The organism is Rhizobium metallidurans, assembly GCF_014196505.1.
Taxonomy (GTDB): Bacteria; Pseudomonadota; Alphaproteobacteria; order Rhizobiales; family Rhizobiaceae; genus Rhizobium; species Rhizobium metallidurans.
The window spans coordinates 104,035-127,649 of the sequence record NZ_JACIDW010000001.1; the positions used below are offsets into that span (position 1 = coordinate 104,035).

Consider the following 23,615-nt stretch of genomic DNA (forward strand, 5'->3'; position numbering starts at 1 on the left):
GCCGGGTCTCGTTTCGCTTGTCAAATCGACGCGCCAGCGGGCCAGCTTGGCGCGTCGATCTGGCGCCGCATTGGTTGGAATTTACAAATTCGTCGATCGCTGGCCAATGCACCGCGTAAAGGGTCGCTTCGTACAGAAACTTTTCTGCGTCGCACAATAATTCAATATTATCAATTATATAGTGGATATTTTCGACGAACATGACGGCCAGGCAGCTGGAGCGCATTGTATTTTTCCGAACAAATATACTCTCCAAGCTTGCCAACACGACGAAGCTGGTATAACAAATTTACATCTTGGCGGCACCGAGAGATGCCGCGATACCGCAGGGGAGGAGTAATCCGGTGGTCAGCTTGGATTCGCCTATCACAATCATCAGGCCCGATATCATCGAGTTCGGCGTGGGGACGGCGGAGCGCCTGGGCAAATGGGCGAGCGACAAGGGCTATGCCCGGATCCTCGTTATTTCCGACGCATTCAATTCCACGCGCGTCGAAACACTCGGCCTGAAGGGTGATATCACGGTTTTCGCCGATGTGACGCCGGAGCCAGACACCGCCAATCTCGACAAGGTGCTTGCGGCCGCCAATGCCGCCGATGCGCAGCTGGTCGTCGGGTTCGGCGGCGGCAGTGCCATGGATCTTGCAAAGCTGGCCGCCGTTCTTGCCGGCTCGTCGCAGACGCTGCGCGAAGTCGTCGGTCCCAACAAGGTTCACGGCCCACGCCGCGTGGCGCTGGCGCAAGTGCCGACGACGGCTGGAACGGGCAGTGAAGCGGGCATTCGCGCGCTGGTCACCGATCCCAAGACGATGGCCAAGCTTGCCGTCGAAAGCATCCACATGCTCGCCGATATCGCCGTCATCGACCCGGCGCTGACCTTCACCGTTCCGGCGCGCACGACGGCGGCGACGGGTGTCGATGCCATGGCGCATTGCGTCGAGGCCTTCACCAATCGCAAGGCGCATCCAATGATCGACCTCTACGCGATCGAGGGAACCCGACTGGTCGGCAAGTATCTCGCCCGCGCCGTCAAGGATGGCGCCGACGCCGAGGCCCGCGCCGGCCTGGCGCTCGCCTCGCTTTACGGCGGTTTCTGTCTCGGGCCGGTCAACACGGCTGGCGGTCACGCGCTGGCCTATCCGCTCGGCACGCGCTGGCATATCGCCCATGGCGCCGCGAATGCGCTGATCTTCCCGCATGTGCTGGCGTTCAACACACCGTCGGTTCCGGAAAAGACCCGCGCGGTGATGGACGCGCTTGGCCGCAAGACATCGGACGACGTGCAGTCGGTCTTCGACGCGGCCTATTCCTTCTGCGCCGATCTCGGCATCGAGATGAAGCTCTCGGCGCTCGGCGTGCCGGATAGCGATCTCGACGCCATGGCCGACGATGCCTTCGCCATTCGTCGTCTTCTCGACAACAACCCGCGCGATCTCGCGCGCGCCGACATACGTTCGATATACGAAGCCGCCTACTGAGTGCCTTCGATCCAATAAGGGAATGTGACTGATGGACAGAAATGCAAAAGTCGCGGTGACTCTGGGTGATCCGGCCGGCGTCGGCCCCGAGGTGATCGTCAAGGCGCTGGCAACCTTGCCTGAGATCGAGCGCCGCGATTTCGTGATCGTCGGAAACACCGAAGCGCTTGAGCGTGCCAATCGTTCAGCCGGAACGGGCCTGCGGTTCGCGCTTGCCGGGTCGTCGGGTGATGACAGCATCGCCGTCGATGAAGTAGATCTCGGCGCCGCCCTCCCCGAAATCGGCAAGGTCAGCCCGGTCGCGGGCGACGCCTCGGTCCGCTACATCAGCCGCGCCGTCGAGCTTGCGATGTCGCGCGAGGCCGATGTCATCGTGACAGCGCCGATCAACAAGGAGGCGATGAACCTTGCCGGCCATCACTTCGACGGCCACACGGGGCTTCTGGCGCACCTGACCGGATCGAAAAGCTCGTTCATGCTTCTTGCCTCCGAACGCCTCAACACCATTCACGTCTCCACGCACATCTCGCTGAAGGGGGCGATCGAACGGGCACGCACCGAGCGCGTGCTGGCCACGATCGAAGCCGGTCACCAGCATTTCCTGCGGCTAGGCAAGAAAGCTCGCATTGCCGTTGCCGGCCTCAACCCGCATTGCGGCGAGAATGGCTTGTTTGGCACCGAGGACACCGAATTCCTGGCGCCCGCCGTGGAACTGGCACAGGCCAAGGGTATAGACGTGGTCGGGCCGATTTCGGCCGACACCGTCTTCGCCCGCGCCTATAATGGCGCTTTCGACCTGGTGATCGCGCAATACCACGATCAAGGACATATCCCGATCAAGCTCGTCGCCTTCGACACGGCCGTCAACGTGTCGCTGGGCCTGCCGATCGATCGCGTCTCCGTCGATCACGGCACGGCCTTCGATATCGCCGGCACAGGCAAGGCCAATCACGTCAACATGCTCTCGGCGATCGCCTATGCCAGACTGATGGCCCGCTCGCCGCGTCGTCAGGCGGCCTGATCCGGAACGAGATCTGAAACGCCTCGGTGTCACCACGCGCCATGGCCGGTCATTCTCGCGGGAGGAGATGAACAATGAACAAAACCGTTATCGTTCTCGGCGGCCAGCTGGCGCCGGAAGGATTCTCCGTGCTGGTCGAAGCCGGCGTCACGGTCGTATCGACCGAGCCTTATATCGACAGGCAGGCGGTGATCGACATCATGAAGACCCACAAGCCGGACGCCGTCATCATCCGGCTGCTGGCCGACAAGCTCGGCCCCGAGGAGATGAAGGCTGGCGGACAGCTCCGGCATATCGCCAAGCATGGCGTCGGCACCAATGATATCAATGTCGCGGCCGCCACCGCGCTCGGCATTCCGGTCTCGATGACAACTGGCAGCAACGGTCACTCGGTCGCCGAACACGCGCTGGCGATGATCATGACACTCGCCAAGGACCTGCCGCGGCAGGATGCGCTGATCCGCGACGGCATCTGGGACAAGAACCAGTATCAGGGCCGGGAACTGCGTGGCCAGACGCTCGGCATCGTCGGTTTCGGCTTCATCGGCCAGACGCTCGCGAAGATGGCCGGCGCGATCGGCATGGAAATTATCGCCTTCGATCCGCATACGCCGGAAAGCGCGTTTGCCGGGAGCGTTCGCCGCGAGACCGACCTGGATAAGCTGCTCGCTTCATCGGATATTGTCAGCCTGCACTGTCCGCTGACGCCGGAAACCGACAAGCTCATCGATGCACGCCGGATCGCGCTTATGAAATCGGGCGCACTTCTGATCAACACCGCGCGCGGCGAGGTCGTCGACGAAGGCGCGCTTATTCGCGCGCTGGAAGAAGGCCATCTCGCCGGCGCCGGTCTCGACAGCTTCGAACAGGAGCCGCCTGGCGCCGACAATCCGCTGTTCCAGCTCCCCAACACGCTGGTCTCACCGCATGTGGCGGGCGTCACGCTCGATGCCAAGCGCGCGGTATCCGTGATGGCGGCACGAAATGTCCTGGATGCGCTGGATGGAAAGCCGCTCGAAGCGCGCTTTCTCGCGCGCTGAACGGCTCGCACTTTCAATAACGACGGAGAAACCCATGAGCGACACCGCCGATATCCGATATGCGCCCGAGGCACTGCGCGGCTTTGCCAAGGACCTGTTTAAGTCCGCCGGTCTGGAGGAGGACAAAGCGGAGGCGGTGGCCCTCTATCTCGTCGAGGCGGATCTGATGGGGCACACGACCCATGGCCTTGCACTTGCCGGCTGGTATCTGCAGAGCATCGCCGATGGCGTGATGATGCGCGAGGGCAGCGCCGATGTCATATCGGACCGCGGACCCGCCGTCGCCTGGGGCGGCAAGCGCCTGCCCGGCGCATGGCTGACATCGCAGGCCGTCAAACTTGGCTGCGATAGAGCCGAGACATACGGGACGGCGACGATAACCATCGCCAACAGCCACCATATCGGTTGCCTCGCCGCCTATCTGCCGATCGCGACCGACCGCGGCTACATGGTGAGCATCGCAAGTTCGAGCCCTTCGGGCGCGCAGGTCGCCCCATTCGGCGGCCGCAAGGGCGTCTACACGCCCAACCCCGTGGCGCATGGCATCCCGACATCGGGAGATCCGATCCTGATCGATATCAGCGCCTCGATCACCACGGTCAACATGGCGCAGCGCCTGATCCGCGAAGGTCGCCAGTACGAGCACGAATGGCTGATGGACGCGGATGGCAACCCGAGCCGTGACCCTGCTGTCATCGAACGCGGCGGGACGCTGTTGCCGACAGGCGGGCTCGACCACGGCCAGAAGGGATACGGCATGGCGCTGCATGTCGAAGCCTTCACCCAGGCGCTATCGGGCTATGGCCGCGCGGATGCGCCGAAGGGGACCAATGCCGCGGTTACCGTGCAGGTGTTCGATCCGGCTGCGTTCGGCGGTCGCGAAGCCTTCCTGCGCCAGACGGGATGGCTCGTCGATGCATGCCACGACAATCCGCCGCGCCCCGGCGTCGAGCGCGTCCGCCTGCCGGGCGAGAACGGGCTCGCGCGCAAGCGCGGCGCGCTGGCCAACGGTGTGCGCCTGTTTCCCGGAATTATCGACTCGCTACGTGGCCATGCCGAGCGGCTGGGCGTCTCGATGCCATCGACACTGGCTTGACTGACGCTCAGCGCCTGACGGCGATGAGCCAGACGAGATAGGGCGCGCCGGCGAGCGCCGCGAAGAGGCCGAGCGGCAGTTCGTAGGGAAAGGTCGCCGTGCGCGCGCCGAGATCGGCGATGATCATCAACAGAGCGCCGATCGCCGACGATGCCAGAAGCTGGTGCGCCGGCTTTGTGAAGCCCGCGCGGTGGGCGATGTGCGGCCCCATCAGCCCCACGAAACTCAAAGGTCCGACGAGTAGCGACGCCGCGCCGGTCGCAAGCCCGGCAACGAAGATCATCGTGGTGCGAGCCGAGCGCACCGGCACGCCAAGCGCAACCGGCACAGCGCTGCCGAGCGGCAGGATCGTCAGCCAGCGCGTGAAGAAAAGCACGATGCCCGTGCTGACCAGCGCCAGAACCGCCAGAACCGTCGACGAGGCCGGCGTTGCCGTGTTGGACGAGCCGCCGAGCCATGAGAGAATCTGCCATGAGCGCTGGTCACCGATCGCAAGCAACGCCGACAATATGGCCGACGTCAGCGAACTGACGGCGATGCCCGCGAGCAACAGCCGTTCGGGAGAGAGCTGACGGCGGCTGGCGAATGCGACGACGATGATCATCACGATCATCGAGCCGATACCGGCGCCGGCGAACAGTTCGGCGACACCGGCGGCAGGCACGATGGTGATCGCCGCCGCAAAGCCGACACCGGCGCCGCCGCTGACGCCCAGCACCTCGGGGCTTGCCATCGGATTGCCGGTCAACCGCTGCAGAATGGTGCCGGCGATCGCGAGCAGGCTGCCCGCGGCGGCCGACGCCAGCAGACGTGGCCAGCGCATGGGCAGAAGGTCGCCGAAGTCCTGTGTCGACAGCAGTGTGAACCCGGCAGGGGTCCGCGCCAGGAAAAGCACAACCAGTGCAATCGCCGGCAAGAAAGCGAGAAGCAGGACCAGCCATCTGCGCGGCGCCCTCGCACCGGCCACATGCGCACGCTCCTCGTGCAGTTCCACCGGCTTCACCCTCGGCAGCAGCCAGAGCAGCAGCGGCCCGCCGATCAGCGCCGTCATCGCCCCCGTCGGAAAGGTCTCGCTGGTGGATGACCCGAGGAATTGCACAAGGCCATCGCACAGCCAGAGCAACAGACCGCCCGCAACCGGCGACAAAAGGATGATGGCATGCGGCTTCCTGACGCCGAGACCGCGCACCAGGGCCGGCGCGGCGAGGCCGACAAAGCTGACCAGCCCGACGCTCGCCGCGACACCCGCGGCCAGACCCACCGCGATCACCGCGACCGCCACGCGTATGCCGACGATCCCGACGCCGAGCGATTTCGCGCCGCTGTCGCCGAGGCCGAACAGCGCCAGCGGCCGCAGCAGCAGGATGCTGGCGGCAAGGCCCGCGAGCAGTTCGAGCGAAAGCGTCGAGGCGACGGACCAATCCTGCTGGCCGAGAGCGCCGCCGTTCCATGTCACCAGCGACATGAGATATTCGCCCTGCGAAAGCGTCATCGCGGCCGACAGCGCGCCGCATGTGATGCCGACGAGCAGGCCTGAGACGACCATGGTGACGGGATCGAAGCTGCGGCGCCAGCCGAGCAGGAAAACCAGCGCCGTCGCGCCGCCGGCGCCCGCGAGCGCGACGAGCGCGCGGTAGCCGTCAAGCACCGCGGGATAAAACAGCGTCGTCGCGACAATGGCGAGCTGGGCGCCAGCCGAAACGCCCAATGTCGAGGGATCGGCGATCGGGTTCCGCAGCAGCCGCTGCAGCAAGGCGCCAGCGAGGCCGAGGGCGGCACCCGCTAGGATGGCGACGGCGGCTCTTGGAAAGACGCCGTAGGCTAGAATAATCTGCTCTGTGCTCATGCCATCCGGCGCTAGCGGCAGCGATGGCCAGGCAGCGAACGACAGGAACGACAGCGCCTGCTGCAGGAAGAGCAGGACCGCAAGCGCGGTGGCGGCGGCGAAGAATATCGAGGCTGTGCGTGTCGTCAAAGCGTCTCTCCGCTGTTGGCGAGCGCTTCGCTCAACAGCCGCGCGAAGCGAAGACCGGCGGTGATGCCGCCGTAAGGGTTGACGTTGCCGATAGTGACGACGCGTCCTTCCCGAACCGGCCGGAGCGATTTCCAGATCATGCTGTTGCGCAGGCCGTTTCGCGCCTCGACGGGAATGTCGGAGACGATGACGATACGCGCCTCGGGATTGGCGGCGAGGTTTTCCATGGGCACCGGTGCGGCGAAGGTGAAGCGCGACCGGTCCGTCCAGGCATTCGGCAGACCGAGGCGCTGCAGGATGTCCCCGAACATGCTGTCGGCGCCGAAGGCGCGGAAGTGGCGGGAATCGCCGATGTTGACGATGTAGGTCGGCCGCGCCGAAAACGGTGCGAGTTGCCGGCGAAGGCCCGCCAGCAGCGCCTCCTGATCGGCCAGCACCTTGACCGCCATATCCGCGCGACCGAGCAGAGCGCCCAATTGCGAGACCGCGTTCAGCGCCTTGGCATAGGGCGGCTCGCCCTTGACGTAGAAAGGCAGCGAGTAGACGGGAGCGATGGCCTCAAGCGCCGGCTGGTGTCTGACGTAGAACGGCGAAATCAGGATGAGCTCGGGTTTCAGCAGGTAGAGAAGCTCGAAATTGGGCGAGCCGCGCAAGCCGAGATCGACGACGGAAGACGGAATCTCCGGCTCGACGGCATCGCTGCGAAACTGGATGAGCTCGGTCGCCGCGATCGGGGTCACGCCGAGCGCCATCAGCGTTTCGAGCATCGCCCAGTCGATCGCCGCGATGCGGCCTGGTGCATCTGCCGCCTTCGCATCCCATGCAACGGCAAGGGCAGCGAGCAGGCCAAGAGCCTGCCGCCGCCCGATCAGAGCCGATCTGTTGGATTTGTCTGAAATCATGCGCCCACTTTATCTGCCGGCTACCAGGCAAAACTCAATCTGGCCATGACGGTGCGGCCATCACCATAGGAGCAGCCGAACGAGGAGCAGCTTGAGACATAGTTCTTGTCCGTAATGTTCTTGAGGTTGAGCGACGCGGTAACGCCGTCCTTCTTGTAGCGGATCGCGGCATCGAGGAGAGCGACGCCGGCAAGATCGAATGTATTGGCCGTATCGCCATAACGCTGTCCCACATATCTGACGCCACCGCCGATGCCAAAGCCATCCAGCTCGCTTCCCTCCTGGAAGGTGTAATCGAGCCAGAGGCTTGCGGCGTTCGCCGGGACGTTGTCCAACCGCTTGCCATTGTCCGTACGCCCCAGAATTTCCGTGTCCATGTACGTGTAGGCGGCGCGCAGGTCCAGCCCGTCGGTGAGACTTGCCACACCTTCGAGCTCGACGCCCCTGGCGCGCACTTCGCCGATCTGCGCGATCGTCGTTCCGCCGCCCGGAAGAGCGACGGTGTTGGATACGTTCTGCTGGCGAAGATCGAAGATGGCGGCCGAGAAAAAGCCGTTCCAGCCCTCGGGCTGATACTTGACGCCGATTTCCACCTGCTTGCCGGTGGTCGGCTCCAGAAGCTGGCCGGTCGTCGGCACCGGAACCGGATCGAACGACGTCGCGTAGCTGATATAGGGCGCGATGCCGTTGTCGAAGACATAGCCGAGCCCGGCGCGACCGGTCAGCTTCTGGTCATCCTTGTCGAGCGACCGGCTGACGTTGTTCAACCCGTTCAGCGACGTGCCTGTCGTGCTCGCCCAGTCCTGCCTGAGGCCGAGCGTCGCCCGCCAATTGTTGTAGGACATCTCGTCCTGGATATAGACGCCGAACTGCTGGAGATCGGAGACGACGTGCGCGTCGGTCGTCTTCGATGCGAGCGTGATCGGACCACCATACACCGGATTGAACGCATCGAGCGGTGTGGCCCGCCAGAACTGCGTGCTGGCATCGTTGGAAAAGTATCGATAGTCGACGCCCATCAGCAGCTTGTGGTCGACGTCGCCGGTATCGAACTCAGCCAGGAAATTGTTGTCGATGTTGAACGTGTTGAGGTTTTCGTCCTGGAAGGTGGCGTTTCGATTGATGGTCCGACCATCGGCCGCCAGACCTGATGTGGCCATGCCGAGCGCCTGATAACTCCAGTCGAAATTCGAGTAGCGAACATTCTGCCGGAAGGTCCAGACGTCGTTCAGACGCTGTTCGAACTCATAGCCGAGGTTTGTCAGCGTCCGCGAGGAACTGTCGAAACTCTCGTCGCCGACGAAGAAGTCGCGGGAAAGACGATTGCCCTTAGCGTTGAGCGTCAACTGGGCCGGCAGGCTGGATGGCGTGCTGGGGTTATCGCGCTGGACGCTGGTCAGGATCGTCAGCTTCGTATCGTCATCGGGCTGCCATGTCAGGGCGGGGGCGATGAAGTAGCGATCGTTGTCGAGGTTGTCGGTCTGGGCACCGGCGGCGCGTACCAGGCCAGTGACGCGGTAGGCGAAATCCGAACCGTCGCTGACCGGACCACCGACGTCAAAGAACGAGCCATAGGTATCATAGCTTCCCGCCTGCAGGCCGACCTCTCCGAAGCGCTCGAACACCGGTCGCTTACTGATCAGATTGATCATGCCGCCTGGATTTCCCTGGCCGTACATCACCGACGCCGGCCCCTTGAGAACCTCGATGCGCTCCAGCTGATAGGGATCGATCGCCGGCGCGCCGGCGGTGCGCATCATCTTCAGGCCATTCAGATATTGCGACTGGCGGCCGTCGAAGCCGCGGATTCGCGGCGAATCGAAGCGCGGATCGGAGCCGTAGGGCGTCCCGGAAACGCCCGGCGTGTATTCCACCGCCTGCCCGACCGTTTCAGCACCCTGCGCGCGCATCTGATCGTTGGTGACGACCGAGATGGATTGCTGGGTCTCCAGGAGCAGCGTCCCCGTCTTGGTCGCCGTCGAGCTGGTCTTGGCGACGAAACCTTTCACGGGCGCCTTGGGGTCATCAGCGCCTTTGGACTGCACGGTGATCGGCGCCAGAACCGTCGCAGCGTCGGTATCCTGCGCCCGCAATTGGCCCGGAGCCGATACCGATACGCCTACCACCGCCGTTGCCGCCAGCGCTTCCATGAAACTAAGGTGTCTTGCCACTCTACCGCCCAATCCAGTCACGATCCGAAAACTGGACTTGTTTAGTCACCTTATCCCGATTCATCCAATAAATAACAGGGGGTATTTTCATCAGTCTTAGTTATGATAATTTTCAACGCTCATAGTTTATGATTATTCTAAAGCAGCCCCCCATGACGAACCCGAATTCACGGCGGTCTTCCCGCAACCCAACCTTCGAACTGCGCCACCTCAAATACTTCGTGGCCCTTGTCGAGGAACGTAACTTCGAGCGCGCGGCCGCCCGGCTCGGCATCGCCCAACCGGGCCTGAGCCAGCAGATCATGGCACTCGAGGAGATCTTGGGAACGTCGCTTCTCGATCGCACACGACGATCCGTGCACCTCACGCAATCCGGCCAGGTGCTCTACGACGAGGCAATGAAGATCCTCGCGCAGGCGGATGTCGCGATGGCGGCGGTCAACAGGATCAGCCGGGGCGAAACGGGGCGCGTCTCCATCGGGTATGTGGCGTCGGCAGCCTATTCCGGCGCCGTCGTGCAGTCGATCAAGGCCTACAAGCGCGACCACCCCGGCGTCGAGATCGACCTGACCGAGATGGAACTGCGCAAGCAGCTCGCCCGCATCGTCGAAGGACTGCTCGATTTCGCCTTCATCCGCGGCCCCGCGCCTATCCCCGACGGCCTTGCAACCCACATCATCCGCCGCGAGCCCATCATGCTGATGGCGCCGGACGGGCATCCGCTCACACTGGAACGCAGCACCGCAAATCTCGCGGCTCTCGCTGGTGAAATGTTTCTGACGCCACAGCAGCCGCGCGATGTCGGCTTCCACGGCACGACATACGCGGCCTGCAAGGAGGCGGGGTTCGAGCCGAATATCGATTCCACCTCCTGGGACTTCACCGGCATCGGCAGCATGGTGGCGATCGGAGCAGGCGTCGCGGTCGTGCCGAAATCGCTCGAATGCGTTCGGCTACCGGGTATCCGCTACGTCCCGCTGCCTCATACCAACGTAACCTCCGACCTCGTCGTCGCCTACAGGAAAACGGAAGCCTCTCCGGCTGTACGGGCGTTCATCGCCCACAGCAAACGCAACCTCTGAGCAAGAATGCAGCGCCTTGCGCGAAACGCTCGGTTGATTTGATCTTGAGGCCGAGCAAGCCCCGTGCTTTCATCTCATGGGGTCGCCGGGCCTTTCTCATGGGACGTGCTGCCTGGCTACGAAAACCTTCCGCGGGAGAAACGCGACGTGACAGCAGATGCGGGAACGCTGCATCGTCCGCCCACCGGCAGCATGCTGCGGCGGGAGTGGTTCCTTGCGATCAGCGCGCTGACGAGCGTCATTTTCCTGCTTCAGGGTCCGAAGCTGTTGGCGCTGCTTGCCAACCCCTTTTTGCTCACGCTCATTTTTCTCTGGCTGTTCTCCGTCGTTCTCGGCTCCGCGCTGGCGGTCGTGCGGCATGCCGATCACCTTGCGGAGCGCCTGGGCGAGCCGTATGGGACGCTCATACTGACGCTCTCGATCACCACGATGGAGGTGGTGGCGATCACCGCCGTGATGCAGCACGGCGAGAACAACCCGACGCTGGTGCGCGATACCCTGTTTGCCGTTGTCATGATCATCCTGAACGGGATGGTCGGGCTCTCGCTGCTGTTCGGCGCCTGGCGGCGACATGAGCAGAGGCATAATCTGCAAGGCGCGAATGCCTATCTGGGCGTGATCGTGCCGCTGGCAACGCTCAGCATGATCATGCCGAACTTCACGCACCCCAGCGGCGGACCGGGTTACTCGACTGTCCAGCAGTCGGTGCTGGCTTTCATCTCGGTCGGGCTTTATGGCGTGTTCCTGATGCTGCAGACCGGACGCCACCGGGGCTTTTTCATCGACGATACGGAAGAGGCAATGCCTCAAAGCCGTCACGCGGCTCATCGGGGGCCGCTTTGGTGGCCGATCGTGATGCTCCTCGTCTACATGTCGCTGGTCGTGTTCCTTGTCGAGCAGCTGGCGGCGCCGATCGACTATTTCATCGAAACGCTGCGCGCGCCGCCCGCGCTCGGCGGCGTGATCATGGCCATACTGGTAGCGACGCCCGAGGCGATAAGCGCGGTGCGCGCATCGGTCGCCAACCACCTGCAGCGATCGGTCAACATCTTTCTAGGCTCGGTGCTGTCGACCATCGGCCTTACTGTCCCCGCCATGCTCGTGATCAGCCATCTCACGGGAAATCCCGTCATTCTCGGCCTCGATCACAGCAGCCCGATCATGCTGGTGCTCACGCTTGCCTTGAGCATCATCACCTTTTCAAGCGGCCGCACGCATCTGATGCAAGGGGCGGTGCACCTCGTTTTGTTCGTGGCCTACTTCCTTTTGATCTTCGAGGCGTAAGGCTGATCGCGATCAGCTCGCCCTCTCGCCCTTCGCGTCGAACACATGAAGATGCTGTGCGGGGAAGCTGACATTGACATCCGGCCCCGCCGTCAGTGCCGCCCGATCAAGCGTGAATATCTTGAACGGCAAACCATGCAGCGAAAGATGGAGGATGATCCCGAAGCCGGTCGGCTCGATCAGCTCGACACTTGCCTTCATGCCGGTCTCCTCCGATGTCATGACGACATGCTCGGGACGGATTCCAAGCGTCACCTTGTCGCCAACGGCAAGCTTGAGCGGAGTGGACAGCGAGACAACGGTGCCGTCCTTCAGCTGCGCGCCGCCGTTCCTGTAGGTTGCGTCGAGAAAATTCATGCCCGGGGAGCCGATGAAGCCGGCGACGAAGAGATTGGCGGGGCGATCGTAGAGCTCGAGCGGACTGCCCACCTGCTGCACCACCCCGCCATACATGGCGACAATCCGGTCCGCCAGCGTCATTGCCTCGATCTGGTCATGGGTGACGTAGATCGAGGTCGCCTTCAGGTCCCCATGCAGTTTCTTGATCTCGGCGCGCATCTGCTCGCGCAGACGGGCATCGAGGTTCGACAGAGGTTCGTCGAACAGGAACGCCTTCGGCTGGCGCACGATGGCGCGGCCCATGGCGACGCGCTGACGCTGCCCCCCCGATAGAGCCTTCGGGCGGCGCTCGAGAAGCGGGTCGAGCCCGAGCTTGGAGGCAGCCGCGCCGACGACGCTGGCGATCTTGTCCTTGGCCGTCTTCCGGAGCTTCAGGCTGTAGCTCATGTTTCCGGCGACATTCATATGCGGATAGAGCGCATAGGACTGGAACACCATGGCGATGTCTCGGTCTTTCGGATGCAGTTCGTTGACCCGGTTTCCGGCGATCCGGATCTCGCCGGAGGTCACCTCCTCGAGGCCGGCGATCATCCGGAGCAATGTGGATTTGCCGCAGCCGGACGGCCCGACGAGCACGACGAACTCGCCATCCTCGATCTTCAGCTCGACGTCCTGCAGGACGTGGACATGGCCAAAGGATTTCTTGACGTTCTGGATATCGATCGATGCCATGTGATTAACCCTTGACCGCGCCGGCCGTCAGGCCCTGGACGAGGTAGCGCTGGATGAGAAGGAAGAAGAGACCGGCCGGGATGAGCGCGAGGACACCCGCCGCCATCATCTGGCCAAAGTCGACCGAGAATTTGCCCACGAAGGTCAGCAGTCCGACCGGGAAGGTCGCGGCGTCGTTGCCGTTGATCAGCATCAGCGCGAAGAGCAGCTCGCTCCAGGCCGCGGTGAACACGAAGCCGAGCGTCGCGGCGATCCCCGGCAATGTCAGCGGCAGGATGATCTGGCGAAACGCGGTGAATTGCGTCGCGCCATCGATCATCGCCGCCTCCTCCAAATCCTTCGGGATACCGTCGAAGAAGGACTGCATCAGGAAGGTCGCGAAGGGCACGTTGAAGGCGGTGTAGACGACGACAAGGCCGGTCAGGCTGTTGGTCAGGTGCAGAGGCGTCAGGATCTTGAAGATCGGCGCCACCAGCATGACCAGCGGAAACATCTGCGTCAGCAGCATCAGCGCCACGATCCAGTATTTCGCCCGGAAATTGAACCGAGACAGCGCATATCCCGAAAGCGAGGCGCAGATGGTGACGACGACGGCGGTCGAGGCCGAAACGATCAGGCTGTTCTTGAAGAAGGTCGGAAACGCGCTGTTCCGGATCACGAAGCTATAGTGGTCCCATGTCGTGCGCGACGGCCACATCCGCACACCCTCGGAATAGAGAAGGTCGTTGGGCGTCACGGAGACCTTGAGCAGCCAGAACAGCGGAAACAGCGCGAAAGCGATGTAGCACAGGATCGCCAGACGGTGCGCGATGGTGGGGATGATGGATCGTCTCATGGCTCAATCCTTGTTCAGCAGGGTCTGCCGCAGCAGGATGATCAGCATGGAATAGGCGAGCAGCAGCACCAGCAGCACAAGCGCAATGGCCGAGGCATATCCGAAATCGAGCCGCTTGAAGGCCTGGGTGAAGATATAGCTGGCAACGATCTGCGTGCGATCGGCCGGACCACCGCCGGTCATGACGACGATGAGGTCGGCGAAGTTCGACACCCACACGGTGCGCAGGAGAACGGTGATCGCGATGGTGGGCGCCAGAAACGGCAGCGTGATCGAGCGGAACCGCTGAAACCACGTCGCGCCGTCGATCGAGGCGGCCTCGTAGAGATCGCGCGGGATCGCCTGCAGGGCGGCGAGCAGGGTGATGGCGAAGAAGGGAATGCCCCACCAGACATTGGCGATGATCGGTCCCCACATGGCGTATTGAGGGTCGGACAGGATGTTGCGCGGCTCGCTCATCAGGCCGATCGCGTAAAGCCAGTGCGGAATTGGTCCGATGACGGGATTGAACAGCCAGGCCCAGTTGAGGCCGGCGAGAAACGATGGGACGGCCCAGGGCAGGAACACCAGCGCCTGAACGAGCCCCCTGCCCCAGAACGGCTTGTCGAGCAAAAGCGCCAGGATCAGCCCGAAGATGAACTGCAGGACCACCGACGCGCCGGTCCACCAGAGCGTGTTCTTCAACGCCCCGTAGAAAGCGGCGTCCTTCGAAAGCGCACGAAACTGATCGAGGCCGACGAAGCCGCCGGAAAAGGGGTTCAGCAGTTGGACGTCGCGGAACGCGTAGGACACGCCGATCACCAGCGGCACCAGCATCACGGCGATGATGAGGACGAGCGATGGCGCGCTATAGAGATAGGGTTCCGAGGCATCGGCGACGCGCTTCAGCCACGACCTTCGGTCACGGCGACTGTCGAGCGTATCGGCGGTCATGGTCATCTTGGGCGGCTTTCATGGTTACGTTCGGTTTGCCCGCAGTAGTGCCCGCGGCCCCCTCATCCGGCCTTACCAGGCCACCTTCTCCCCATTGGGGAGAAGGGAACGGAGAGGTTGCGACGGAACCCCTTCTCCCCAACGGGGAGAAGGTGCCGGCAGGCGGATGAGGGGGCCACATTTACCGAAGCCCCCTCTTCACCCGCTTACTTCTTCGAGAGGTACTTCTGCTGAGCCTTGGTCAGATAGTCCGCCCACTGGTCAGCCAGTTCCTTCGGCGTGATATCGCCGAGAAGCGCCTGCTGCGTCGTCTTGATAGCCAGCGAATCCTTGAAGAAGGCGAATTCCTCGAGGTAGGTCGGCATCACTGTCGGAACGATGTTCTTGTCGGCCAATTCGTCAAACCAGCCCTTGAACTGCTCGCTGGCGTAGAAGGGGTCCTTCTCCGCCGAAGTATGAACCGGCAGCGCGCCGGTGCGCTTGTTCCACTCGATGTTGCCCTCGGGCGATTCAAGCGTCTCGATCAGCTTCCAGGACAGATCCTTGTTCTGGCTGGTGGTGAACATTGACCAGCCGGCGAAACCGATGGTCGTGAAGCCCTTGCCGCTCGGTCCAACCGGCATCTTGGTGACGCCGAAATCCTCGGGCTTCATGCGCTGGGCAACCGCGATCAGGGCGTCCGGATCCTGGTCGAGCATGGCGCAGGTGCCGGAATAGAAGCCGGCCACCGTCTCGTTGAAGCCCCAGTTGACGCTGTCCTTCGGCGCCAGGCCCTTCTTGTAGAGATCGACCACCCATTCGAGACCCTTCGTCCAGCCTTCGCTGTTCATGGTCGAGGTGCCGTCGTCGTTGAAGAACTTGTTGGAGCCGGCCATGGTCGCGCCGAACATCACCCAGCCGTTCAGGCCGCCCGGTCCGCCGCGCAGGCAGTAGCCGGACTTGCCGGGAATCTTGGAGACTTTTTCGGCGGCGGCGACGAATTCGTCCATCGTTTTCGGCGGCTCGGACACGCCGGCTTGCTTGAAGAGGTTCTTGTTGTAGAAGAGCGCGCGCAGATAGAAGCCGTAGGGCAGCATATAGGCGGTATTCTTGACGTCGCGGCCGAGCTCGAGCGCGCGCGGCGTCAGGCCCTTGGTGTATTCCCATTTCTCGAGGTAGGGCTCGAGGCTCTCCAGCATGCCGTTGTTGGCGTAGAGCGAGAGCCAGGTGTCCGGCATTTCCATGACGTCAGGGGTGTCGCCCGCCGATACCATCGTCGCGAATTTCTGGAACGCTTCGTTCCAGGGCAGCGAGATGATGTCGACCTTGGTGCCGGGGTTGGCGGCCTCGAATTTGGCGACGATCGACTTCAGCGTTTCCGTGCGCTCCGGACTGGTGATCACCTCCACGAGCTTCAGCGTCGTTTCGGCCATCGCCGTACCCGCCATCATCGTGGCCAGCAGCGTTGCGGTTATCAGTCTTTTCATGCTCAGTTCCCCCTTCCAGGTTTTTCCTCTGTTTCTGGACTTTTACGAAGCGACGGAAAGCGCCTCCTCGATGTCTCTCCACAAGGCCTCGGTTCCTTCGAGACCGACATGGAGGCGTACGGACCGCGCATGGATCCCGAAGGTATGCGCGGAATTGGGCTGTGCCTTCTGCTGAAGGACGACCTCGCCTGGTACGATCAGGCTTTCATGCCCACCCCAGCTCACTCCCAGTTTGAAGAGCTTGAGGTGATCGGCGAAGGCGCGGATATCGACACCTTCGCGGAATATAAACGAGAACAGGCCGGACGTGCCGTTGAGACCCGCCGGCAGCCGATTGGCGAGGCCCGGATGGCAGACCGTTTCGACGACATCGAGATCCTGCAGGCGCTTGGCGATCGTCATGCCGGCCGCCTCGTGCGCCTTCATGCGGATCGGCAAGGTGCGCATGCCACGGATCAGGAGCCAGGCGTCAAAGGGCGACAGCTTGCCGCCGAGATAGGGATAGGATTCCGCCTTGACGCGGGCGACCATCTCCTTCGATCCCGCCACGACGCCGGCGACGACATCGCTGTGGCCGCCGAGATATTTCGAGGCCGAGTGAATTACGAGATCGACGCCCAGCGTGATCGGCCGCTGGAAGACCGGGCTTGCCCAGCTGTTGTCGATCATCGAGATGACACCATGCTGCTTTGCCAGCGCCGCAAGCGCGCCGACATCGTGCGCTTCCATCACCCAGCTCGTCGGGCTTTCCATGTAGAACAGCCGGGCGCCGGGCAGCGCCTTGGCAACAGCTTCTTCATCGCGGCCATCGACATAGGTCACCTCCACCTTCATCCGCCTCAGCACCGTGCCGAACAGGCGGAATGCATCGGGATAGACATGCTTGACCGCGACGATACGGTCCCCCGGCTCGACGAAGGCGAGCACCGCCGACGAGATCGCCGCCATGCCGCTGGCAAAACCGAGCGCGTCCTCAGCACCCTCGAGCTTCGCCAGCATCTCCTCGAACATCCTGACCGTCGGATTGAGGCCGCGGGTATAGATCGGGCGCACCTTTTCGCCGCGATACGAGGCAATCATGTCGTCATAATCGGAGAAGGTGAACAGCGACGTCTGGAAGATCGGCGGCACCACGGCCTCGGCGAAATTTCCTTCGTCGTGCGCGGTGATGAGGGATGCGAACTCGAACGGGTCTGAACCGTTGCTCATTGGGACATGTCCTTGATGTCTTCCTCGACGACGGCGAGGATCTTCAGTGTCTCTTCGCGCGCCGCCTCGGGATCGCGCGCGGCGATCGCGTTGAAGAGCGTGCGGTGAAAGGGAAAGGAGCGACGGGCGAAATCCTGCCGTTCGAAGGGGTGCTGCCAGAACTGCCAGAAGGTCTCGCGCATCTGCTCGAGCAACTGGCGAAACAGCGGATTGTGGCTGGCGTCATAGATGGCGAGGTGAAAGGCCAGGTCCTCGGGACCCGACGTGCCCTTCTCCAGATGAACCCGCTCCATCTCGTCGAGCTTTTCCTCGATGACGATCAGATCCTGCGCCGTCCGCTTCTTCGCCGCCACCATGCCCGCCTCGCACTCGATGCCGCGACGGACTTCCAGCGTTTGCAGCAATGCATTGCGCAGATCAGTCGCATGCAGCGACAGCGGCATATGGATGGTCGCCTTCGAGATCGGCTTCAGCAGGTATGTTCCGCTGCCCTTGCGCGTCTCGATCACGCCGAGCGCCTGGAAGTGCCGGATCGCCTCGCGAATGGTCGATCGCCCGACCCTGAGGTTCGCCATCAGCTCGCGCTCCGCCGGCAACCGCTCGCCGGCCTGCAGCCGCGCGGCTTCCACATAGTCCGCCAGCGCATCCGTTACCTGACGCGCGCGATCCATTGCCGGAAGCGGCCGGATAACCGGCCTATCGCTGTTTGATGCCCTCATGGTTCCCCAATATTCTTATAGGCAGCCGACCTCTGAATTGGTCTGACATCTTAGCATTTCACATAGATTAGTGACTCGTCAAGATGCCGCGTGACTGCGGATTCCCAATCACAGTGGCCACATTTCCCGATTGCAAGGCATGGCTTTCCCTGCAGCACTGACCTCGAAAACCTCCAGGCGATCACAAAATTGAATTAATCGTTCGTTTTCAGTTACTTACTTTTGTCGCCTGCTTATCGGACGAACGTAGCACGCAATGCGGGCGATCAGGGGTCGATGTAGGTGGAAAGTTCATCCGGCATCCCCGTCGGGAACGCACTTTTGAGGTGGTCGATGAACGCCGAGACCCGCGCACTTAGCAATCGTTTTGAAGGATAGAGCGCCCAAAGGCCAACCTCTGAGCCTTGGACGTCGCCCCACTTGGCAACCCGACCCAGAGCAAGATCCCGGCTGACAAGAGAAATAGGAAGCTGTGCTGCCCCCACGCCCATTCTGACGGCGTCGCGGACATTCATCAGCGAGGAGACAGTGAGGACCGGCTCAACATTGATGGAGGCAGAACCCTCTTCGGAAGTCATCACCCACGGCTTCATCTCACTCGTCGTGCCGCGCACTACCACGGGAACGACGGCACTGCTTCGCAGGTAATCCATGTCCGGAGGGGCGACTATCACTAGCCGATCCCGAAGAAAGACACGGCCAACGAGACTGTTGTCAGGATCAGGATTGACGCGGATCACAAGGTCGTAACCTTCCTCGACCATATCTACCGCGCGATCCTCGGTGGTGACCTCCAGTCTGACATCCGGGTGCTTCAGGGCGAAACTGGCGGCCAACTTTCCCATTGCCGTCTGAGAGAACAGCAACGGAGCACTGATGCGCAACCTGCCACGCGGCCTGTCGCCGCCGGCTGCGATCGCGGAGGCTGTCTCATCCAGTTCGGTGAGGAGCGCTCCAGCCCGCTGGTGAAGCGCCCGCCCCTCCTCAGTAAGTTTCAGCATCCTGGCACCGCGTTCCACAAGGCGCAGACCAAGACTGGCTTCCAGCTCAGCGACACGTCGAGAGAGAGTGGCTTTAGGACGACCTGTCGCCCTCGCCGCTTTGCCAAAGCCGCCATGGCGGGCGACAAGTACAAAATCGGCAAGACCAAGGAGATCCATAAGTGTTCCACTCTTGAGACAAGGTGTTCAGATTATCCATCTATTGGGTCACCAGTGAGCCATTCATATTTGGGTTGTCAACAACCAACGGAGAACTTTCATGACAATCCTCGTAATCGGTGCAACCGGCCGCGTCGGCCGTCATGTCGTCGAGCAGCTTGTATCCCGCAGCGCCAAGGTACGCATCCTGACCCGCGACACCTCGAAGGCGGGCTTCCCGATCGACGTCGAAGTGGTCCAGGGTGAGATCCTCGACCTCGACTCCCTGCGCAACGCCTTCAAAGGTGTGCGCACGCTTTTCCTGCTCAATGCCGTAACGGGCGACGAGTTTGCTCAGGCGATTATCGCCCTTAACATCGCCAGAGAAGCTGGCGTCGAGCGCGTCGTATACCTGTCGGTCTTCGATGCCGATGGTGCGGTCAATGTTCCGCACTTCGCCGTGAAGTCTGGCGCCGAGCGGATGCTCAAGGAGATGGATTTCAGCGCGACGATCCTGCGCCCGAGCTACTTCATCGACAACGAGGTCATGATCAAAGACGTTGTCCTGACCCATGGCGTCTACCCTATGCCGATCGGCGCCAAGGGCGTTGCAATGGTGGATGTCCGCGACATCGCCGAGGTGGCGGCAATCGAACTGATCCGCCGAGACGAGGCGCCAGGCAAGCTTCCGATCGAGACGATCAACCTCGTTGGACCGGAAACGCTCACAGGAGACGGCATCGCCGCCATCTGGTCGGATATCCTTGGCAGGCAAATCGTCTACGGGGGCGACGATCCGGCCGGCTTCGAGCAGAATATGGCGACCTTCATGCCGAAATGGACGGCCTATGAAATGCGCCTGATGGCGGAGCGGTACGTGAGCCACGGCATGATCCCGCAGGATGGCGACGTGGAACGCCTCGTCAAGACACTTGGCCGACCGCTGCATTCCTATCGCGAGACCGCGGCAGCTCTTGCCGCTTAGACCTAACCCGAGTCGAGGGCCGAACCAGGAAGTGTCGGTCCTCGACAGCTTTGGCCATTTCGTCCCATGGCGACAGGAATATCCAAGTGAGGATCACAGGGTCTCATGCGTCGGCGGGAAGCCGGTGTACTATCCCATAAAGCCCTTGTTCCTGGGGGATAGCGAACGGCGCCGGGTTTGCCGGCGGCATGAAACACCGCCGGACATGAATCTCGAAATGCGCTTAGGCCGTCGGCAAGTGGGCCGCCTTCACCAGATCGGCCTTCAGCCGCGCCGTTTCCATACCAAGTTCGATAAATGTACGCGCATGTTTTGCGAGCGCGACATTGTCTTGCCAGAGATTTCGCCAGATAGCGGTTTTCAGCGAAAGGTCCTTGTCGACAATGGTCGTCGAAAACGACTCGAACGTGACGAAGTCGTTCCACCCGATCGCGACGAGAGCGTCGAAGATCGAAGCGAAATCGATGTTACCGGTTCCGAGATAGCCGCGATGGCTTTCACCAATGTGGACATAGCCGATCTTGTCAGAAGCGTTTCGGATCGCGAGGCCGACATCCGCCTCCTCGATGTTCATGTGGAAGGTGTCCAGATGCAGGAAGACGTTCGAAGCGCCCGTGTCGCGAATATAGGCCAGTCCTTGAGCCGCGGTGTTGAGCATGTTGCTCTCGAAACGATTGACGATTTCGAGGTTCAGCGTCACGCCCGCAGCCTTTGCACGGTCCGCGACCTTCGAAAGCGTGCCGACGCTTTGGTCCCAACCTTTTCGCGACAGCGCATGTTCCTGCTTGCCGTGGGCCGAACTCAAGATGCCCGCGAGCTTTGAGCCGCCGAGATCGCGAACCAGTGCCACGGCGCGGTCTAGGATCGCTTCGCCATTGGCGACAACCGACGGGTCATCGCTGGAGATATCGCCATCCGCCGGCAGCCCCATGCTGACGGCGACATCCAGTCCAAGTTCCCGAATGCGGGACGCAAGCCATTTAACGTCGACCTGCTCCGGATCCAGATAGGAGAACTCAACCAGTTTGAAGCCGAGTTCGTGAGACCGCGCAAGGGTCCTTTCGATCTCGTCCTTCGAAGACCCTGCACTCCAGACAAACGAGTGGACGCCGATTTTGGACATGACATCAATTTCCTGATTTCTTGCGGAATGAGCCCCGCCGAAACCCGAAGGTTCCGACGGAGCACCGGGAGGAGACTTTAGCGAGCCGCGGTCCAGCCCTTGTAGTCCTTGATGTTATCAGCCGTGATCAGCTGAGGATCGAGAAGAACCGTAGCTTCGGCTGGCTTCGTGCCATTGAATAGGTCGACCGCCATCTTCAGCGAGTCGCCCGCCATCGTGTAAGGGTCCTGGGATGCCGACGCCTTGATCATCGAGTTGCCGCTGGCAAGCGACTTTTCGATATCCGGCGCGCCGTCAACGGCGGTGAAGAAGAACTCGTTGCGGTTCAGCTGCTTGGCCGCCAGCTCCGCACCGATCGCCGTCGGATCGTTGATCGCGAAGACCGCATCGATCTTGTCGAAGCGGGTCAGCAAGCCTTGCATGACAGCGAGACCACCGTCGCGCGAGCCCTGCGCGTTCTGGTCGTCGGACAGGATCTTGATGTCCGGGCTCTTGCTCAGGACGTTCTTGCAACCCTGAACGCGGTCGATGATCGAGGACGAAGCCGGGCCGTTGATGATGACGACGTCGCCCTTGCCCTTGAGCTGATCGACGATGTACTTGCAGGCTTCCTCGCCGGCCTTGATGTTGTTTGTCATGACGGTGACGTCGGCACCCGGCGCGGAGACGTCGAACGCCGCTACGATCACGCCGGCGGCCTGGGCCTTCTTTACCGCGGGGGCGATTGCCTTCGCGTCCACCGCGTTGAGCATGATGATATCGACGCCGGCGGCGACGAAGCTGTCCATCTGCGAGACCTGCTTGTTGAGGTCGTAGTCCGCTGAAACGGAGGTCACCTGGACGTTCGGATTGATCTCCTTGGCGCGGTCCTCGATGCCCTTGATCGTCGCGACGAAGAAGGGGTTTCCGAGAAGACCGACCGAAATGCCGATCTTCTGGAGGTCCTTGGCAGTAGCGGGCATTGCAATGGCCGCCGCGAGTGCGGTACCGACGAGCAGTTTAGAAAACAGACGCATACTTTCCTCCATTTTGGCGCTCCCCGCGCCCGTGATCCGGTAAACCCGGTTTCTTGAGCCGCACGTCATGTGCGGCTAAGCCCTTTCAGCCTGTAGCGGTCGAGCGCCACGGCGACGATGATGACAAGCCCCTTGATGATGTACTGCCAGATGTCGGAGACACCGACGAGGATGAGACCGTTTGACAGCACGGCGATAATGAGAGCCCCGATCAGCGTTCCCCATATCGACCCGACACCGCCGACGAAGCTGGTACCGCCAAGGATGACCGCCGCGATCGCATCGAGTTCGTAAGCCTGCCCCAGTTGCAGCCCGTTTGCCGCATAAAGGCGCGCCGCCGACATCACGCCGCCGACGCCGGCCAGAAGCCCCGACATCGAATAGACAAAGAGCAGGACGAGAGGCACCTTGATGCCCGTCAGTCGTGCCGCCTCGACATTGCCGCCTACCGCGTAGATCCACGTCCCGAGCACGGTTCGCTTCAGGATGAACCAGGAGATGACAATGGTGGCGAGCGCGATGATCGCGAGCCACGGGATGCCGAAGAGGGAGCCGTTGCCGATGAAATCGAACGGAAGGTCGGCGTTGAAGACCGTCGTGTCATTGCCGAGGAGACGGGCTATGCCGCGCATCGCCGTCAGCGAGCCGAGCGTCACGATGAACGGCGGCAGCTTGAGGAAGGAAATGATGACCCCGTTGACCACGCCGCAGGCGAGGCCGACGCCAATTGCCGCCGGGATGCCCAGCATGCCGATCTCAGGATAGAGCGAAACGATGACGCCAACCATCGCCGAGGCCGCCAGGATCGAGCCGACCGACAAGTCGATGCCGCCGGTCAGGATGACGAAGGTCATTCCCGCGGCAAGCACGGTGTTGATCGAGGCTTGCTGGGTGACGATCGACAGATTGTTGACACTCAGGAAGCGACCGCTGAGAAGGTGAAAGCCGATCGCCAGGATGACAAGCACCGGCAGCATCCCAAGCGCGGTCAATGTCGACCTGAATTTTGCCTTGCTGACGTTTGTCTGGTCGGTCGATGTCGAGGTCATGGTATAATCCCGTCGTCTATG

General features: G+C 62.1%; 20 protein-coding genes. 7 read left to right on the forward strand and 13 right to left on the reverse strand.

Annotation, left to right across the window (positions count from 1 at the left end; translation table 11 throughout):
- The first annotated feature begins 344 nt into the window (after window positions 1–344).
- The 4 genes from GGQ67_RS00485 (at window position 345) to GGQ67_RS00500 (ending at window position 4,635) form a co-directional block, all read left to right on the forward strand.
- Window positions 345–1,478, forward strand: a complete 1,134-nt coding sequence (locus tag GGQ67_RS00485; RefSeq protein WP_183898227.1) for an iron-containing alcohol dehydrogenase — start codon at window positions 345–347, stop codon at window positions 1,476–1,478.
- A gap of 31 nt (window positions 1,479–1,509) precedes the next feature.
- On the forward strand, window positions 1,510–2,499 hold the full coding sequence (gene pdxA / locus GGQ67_RS00490) for a 4-hydroxythreonine-4-phosphate dehydrogenase PdxA (protein WP_183898228.1): 990 nt from the start codon (window positions 1,510–1,512) through the stop codon (window positions 2,497–2,499).
- A 74-nt stretch (window positions 2,500–2,573) separates the two neighbouring features.
- Entirely contained in the window at window positions 2,574–3,539 is a 966-nt protein-coding gene (locus GGQ67_RS00495) for a hydroxyacid dehydrogenase (protein ID WP_183898229.1), read from the forward strand.
- Window positions 3,540–3,573: 34 nt separating this feature from the next.
- The gene (locus GGQ67_RS00500) at window positions 3,574–4,635 is read left to right on the forward strand and encodes an Ldh family oxidoreductase (protein WP_183898230.1); all 1,062 of its coding nucleotides are present in this window, start codon (window positions 3,574–3,576) and stop codon (window positions 4,633–4,635) included.
- A gap of 7 nt (window positions 4,636–4,642) precedes the next feature.
- On the opposite strand, the gene fhuB is transcribed toward GGQ67_RS00500, so the two are convergent.
- From fhuB to GGQ67_RS00515, 3 genes are read right to left on the reverse strand one after another with little or no spacing between them, the layout of a single operon-like run.
- Window positions 4,643–6,610, reverse strand: a complete 1,968-nt coding sequence (gene fhuB, locus GGQ67_RS00505; RefSeq protein WP_183898231.1) for a Fe(3+)-hydroxamate ABC transporter permease FhuB — start codon at window positions 6,608–6,610, stop codon at window positions 4,643–4,645.
- A complete protein-coding gene (locus GGQ67_RS00510; RefSeq protein WP_183898232.1) occupies window positions 6,607–7,512 on the reverse strand; it encodes an iron-siderophore ABC transporter substrate-binding protein in 906 nt (301 codons plus the stop codon). Before GGQ67_RS00510 ends, fhuB begins: the two co-directional genes overlap by 4 nt.
- A 20-nt stretch (window positions 7,513–7,532) precedes the next feature.
- Window positions 7,533–9,662 (reverse strand): TonB-dependent siderophore receptor, encoded by a 2,130-nt coding sequence (locus GGQ67_RS00515; protein ID WP_183898839.1) that lies wholly within the window; start codon window positions 9,660–9,662, stop codon window positions 7,533–7,535.
- A gap of 173 nt (window positions 9,663–9,835) precedes the next feature.
- Between GGQ67_RS00515 and GGQ67_RS00520 the strand changes: the two genes are divergently transcribed.
- Both GGQ67_RS00520 and GGQ67_RS00525 read left to right on the forward strand, forming a co-directional pair.
- A complete protein-coding gene (locus GGQ67_RS00520; protein ID WP_183898233.1) occupies window positions 9,836–10,765 on the forward strand; it encodes a LysR family transcriptional regulator in 930 nt (309 codons plus the stop codon).
- 192 nt (window positions 10,766–10,957) lie between these two features.
- Window positions 10,958–12,049, forward strand: coding sequence for a calcium:cation antiporter (locus tag GGQ67_RS00525; protein ID WP_183898840.1), 1,092 nt, complete (start codon window positions 10,958–10,960; stop codon window positions 12,047–12,049).
- A gap of 12 nt (window positions 12,050–12,061) precedes the next feature.
- Here the strand turns inward: GGQ67_RS00525 and GGQ67_RS00530 are convergent, their stop codons facing one another.
- From GGQ67_RS00530 to GGQ67_RS00560, 7 genes are all read right to left on the reverse strand, one after another.
- Entirely contained in the window at window positions 12,062–13,120 is a 1,059-nt protein-coding gene (locus tag GGQ67_RS00530) for an ABC transporter ATP-binding protein (RefSeq protein WP_183898234.1), read from the reverse strand.
- Between the two features lie 4 nt (window positions 13,121–13,124).
- Window positions 13,125–13,955, reverse strand: coding sequence for a carbohydrate ABC transporter permease (locus GGQ67_RS00535; protein ID WP_183898235.1), 831 nt, complete (start codon window positions 13,953–13,955; stop codon window positions 13,125–13,127).
- A gap of 3 nt (window positions 13,956–13,958) precedes the next feature.
- Entirely contained in the window at window positions 13,959–14,894 is a 936-nt protein-coding gene (locus GGQ67_RS00540) for a carbohydrate ABC transporter permease (RefSeq protein WP_183898236.1), read from the reverse strand.
- A gap of 200 nt (window positions 14,895–15,094) precedes the next feature.
- The gene (locus GGQ67_RS00545; protein WP_183898237.1) at window positions 15,095–16,354 is read right to left on the reverse strand and encodes an ABC transporter substrate-binding protein; all 1,260 of its coding nucleotides are present in this window, start codon (window positions 16,352–16,354) and stop codon (window positions 15,095–15,097) included.
- Window positions 16,355–16,396: 42 nt separating this feature from the next.
- Complete coding sequence (locus tag GGQ67_RS00550; RefSeq protein WP_183898238.1) at window positions 16,397–17,563, reverse strand: PLP-dependent transferase; 1,167 nt, start codon at window positions 17,561–17,563, stop codon at window positions 16,397–16,399.
- Entirely contained in the window at window positions 17,560–18,282 is a 723-nt protein-coding gene (locus GGQ67_RS00555; RefSeq protein WP_183898239.1) for a FadR/GntR family transcriptional regulator, read from the reverse strand. The genes GGQ67_RS00550 and GGQ67_RS00555 overlap by 4 nt, the downstream gene beginning before the upstream one ends.
- Before the next feature lie 266 nt (window positions 18,283–18,548).
- Window positions 18,549–19,442, reverse strand: a complete 894-nt coding sequence (locus GGQ67_RS00560; protein ID WP_183898240.1) for a LysR family transcriptional regulator — start codon at window positions 19,440–19,442, stop codon at window positions 18,549–18,551.
- Window positions 19,443–19,542: 100 nt separating this feature from the next.
- On the opposite strand from GGQ67_RS00560, the gene GGQ67_RS00565 reads away from it, so the two are divergent.
- Window positions 19,543–20,406, forward strand: a complete 864-nt coding sequence (locus GGQ67_RS00565; RefSeq protein ID WP_183898241.1) for an SDR family oxidoreductase — start codon at window positions 19,543–19,545, stop codon at window positions 20,404–20,406.
- Window positions 20,407–20,629: 223 nt separating this feature from the next.
- Here GGQ67_RS00565 and GGQ67_RS00570 read toward each other — a convergent pair whose 3' ends face one another.
- The 3 genes from GGQ67_RS00570 to GGQ67_RS00580 all read right to left on the reverse strand — a co-directional run bounded on the left by GGQ67_RS00570 (window position 20,630) and on the right by GGQ67_RS00580 (window position 23,594).
- Window positions 20,630–21,529 (reverse strand): sugar phosphate isomerase/epimerase family protein, encoded by a 900-nt coding sequence (locus tag GGQ67_RS00570; RefSeq protein WP_183898242.1) that lies wholly within the window; start codon window positions 21,527–21,529, stop codon window positions 20,630–20,632.
- Window positions 21,530–21,606: 77 nt separating this feature from the next.
- Complete coding sequence (locus GGQ67_RS00575) at window positions 21,607–22,545, reverse strand: ABC transporter substrate-binding protein (RefSeq protein WP_183898243.1); 939 nt, start codon at window positions 22,543–22,545, stop codon at window positions 21,607–21,609.
- 65 nt (window positions 22,546–22,610) lie between these two features.
- Window positions 22,611–23,594, reverse strand: coding sequence for an ABC transporter permease subunit (locus GGQ67_RS00580; RefSeq protein WP_183898244.1), 984 nt, complete (start codon window positions 23,592–23,594; stop codon window positions 22,611–22,613).
- Window positions 23,595–23,615 lie beyond the last annotated feature (21 nt).

Excerpts from the sequence above, each read along its gene's own strand:
- pdxA (WP_183898228.1), top strand. The coding sequence starts at position 1,510 with ATGGACAGAAATGCAAAAGTCGCGGTGACTCTGGGTGATCCGGCCGGC.
- GGQ67_RS00495 (WP_183898229.1), top strand. The coding sequence starts at position 2,574 with ATGAACAAAACCGTTATCGTTCTCGGCGGCCAGCTGGCGCCGGAAGGA.
- GGQ67_RS00500 (WP_183898230.1), top strand. The coding sequence starts at position 3,574 with ATGAGCGACACCGCCGATATCCGATATGCGCCCGAGGCACTGCGCGGC.
- GGQ67_RS00510 (WP_183898232.1), bottom strand. The coding sequence starts at position 7,512 with ATGATTTCAGACAAATCCAACAGATCGGCTCTGATCGGGCGGCGGCAG.
- GGQ67_RS00515 (WP_183898839.1), bottom strand. The coding sequence starts at position 9,662 with ATGGAAGCGCTGGCGGCAACGGCGGTGGTAGGCGTATCGGTATCGGCT.
- GGQ67_RS00520 (WP_183898233.1), top strand. The coding sequence starts at position 9,836 with ATGACGAACCCGAATTCACGGCGGTCTTCCCGCAACCCAACCTTCGAA.
- GGQ67_RS00525 (WP_183898840.1), top strand. The coding sequence starts at position 10,958 with ATGCTGCGGCGGGAGTGGTTCCTTGCGATCAGCGCGCTGACGAGCGTC.
- GGQ67_RS00530 (WP_183898234.1), bottom strand. The coding sequence starts at position 13,120 with ATGGCATCGATCGATATCCAGAACGTCAAGAAATCCTTTGGCCATGTC.
- GGQ67_RS00535 (WP_183898235.1), bottom strand. The coding sequence starts at position 13,955 with ATGAGACGATCCATCATCCCCACCATCGCGCACCGTCTGGCGATCCTG.
- GGQ67_RS00540 (WP_183898236.1), bottom strand. The coding sequence starts at position 14,894 with ATGACCATGACCGCCGATACGCTCGACAGTCGCCGTGACCGAAGGTCG.
- GGQ67_RS00545 (WP_183898237.1), bottom strand. The coding sequence starts at position 16,354 with ATGAAAAGACTGATAACCGCAACGCTGCTGGCCACGATGATGGCGGGT.
- GGQ67_RS00550 (WP_183898238.1), bottom strand. The coding sequence starts at position 17,563 with ATGAGCAACGGTTCAGACCCGTTCGAGTTCGCATCCCTCATCACCGCG.
- GGQ67_RS00555 (WP_183898239.1), bottom strand. The coding sequence starts at position 18,282 with ATGAGGGCATCAAACAGCGATAGGCCGGTTATCCGGCCGCTTCCGGCA.
- GGQ67_RS00560 (WP_183898240.1), bottom strand. The coding sequence starts at position 19,442 with ATGGATCTCCTTGGTCTTGCCGATTTTGTACTTGTCGCCCGCCATGGC.
- GGQ67_RS00565 (WP_183898241.1), top strand. The coding sequence starts at position 19,543 with ATGACAATCCTCGTAATCGGTGCAACCGGCCGCGTCGGCCGTCATGTC.
- GGQ67_RS00570 (WP_183898242.1), bottom strand. The coding sequence starts at position 21,529 with ATGTCCAAAATCGGCGTCCACTCGTTTGTCTGGAGTGCAGGGTCTTCG.
- GGQ67_RS00575 (WP_183898243.1), bottom strand. The coding sequence starts at position 22,545 with ATGCGTCTGTTTTCTAAACTGCTCGTCGGTACCGCACTCGCGGCGGCC.
- GGQ67_RS00580 (WP_183898244.1), bottom strand. The coding sequence starts at position 23,594 with ATGACCTCGACATCGACCGACCAGACAAACGTCAGCAAGGCAAAATTC.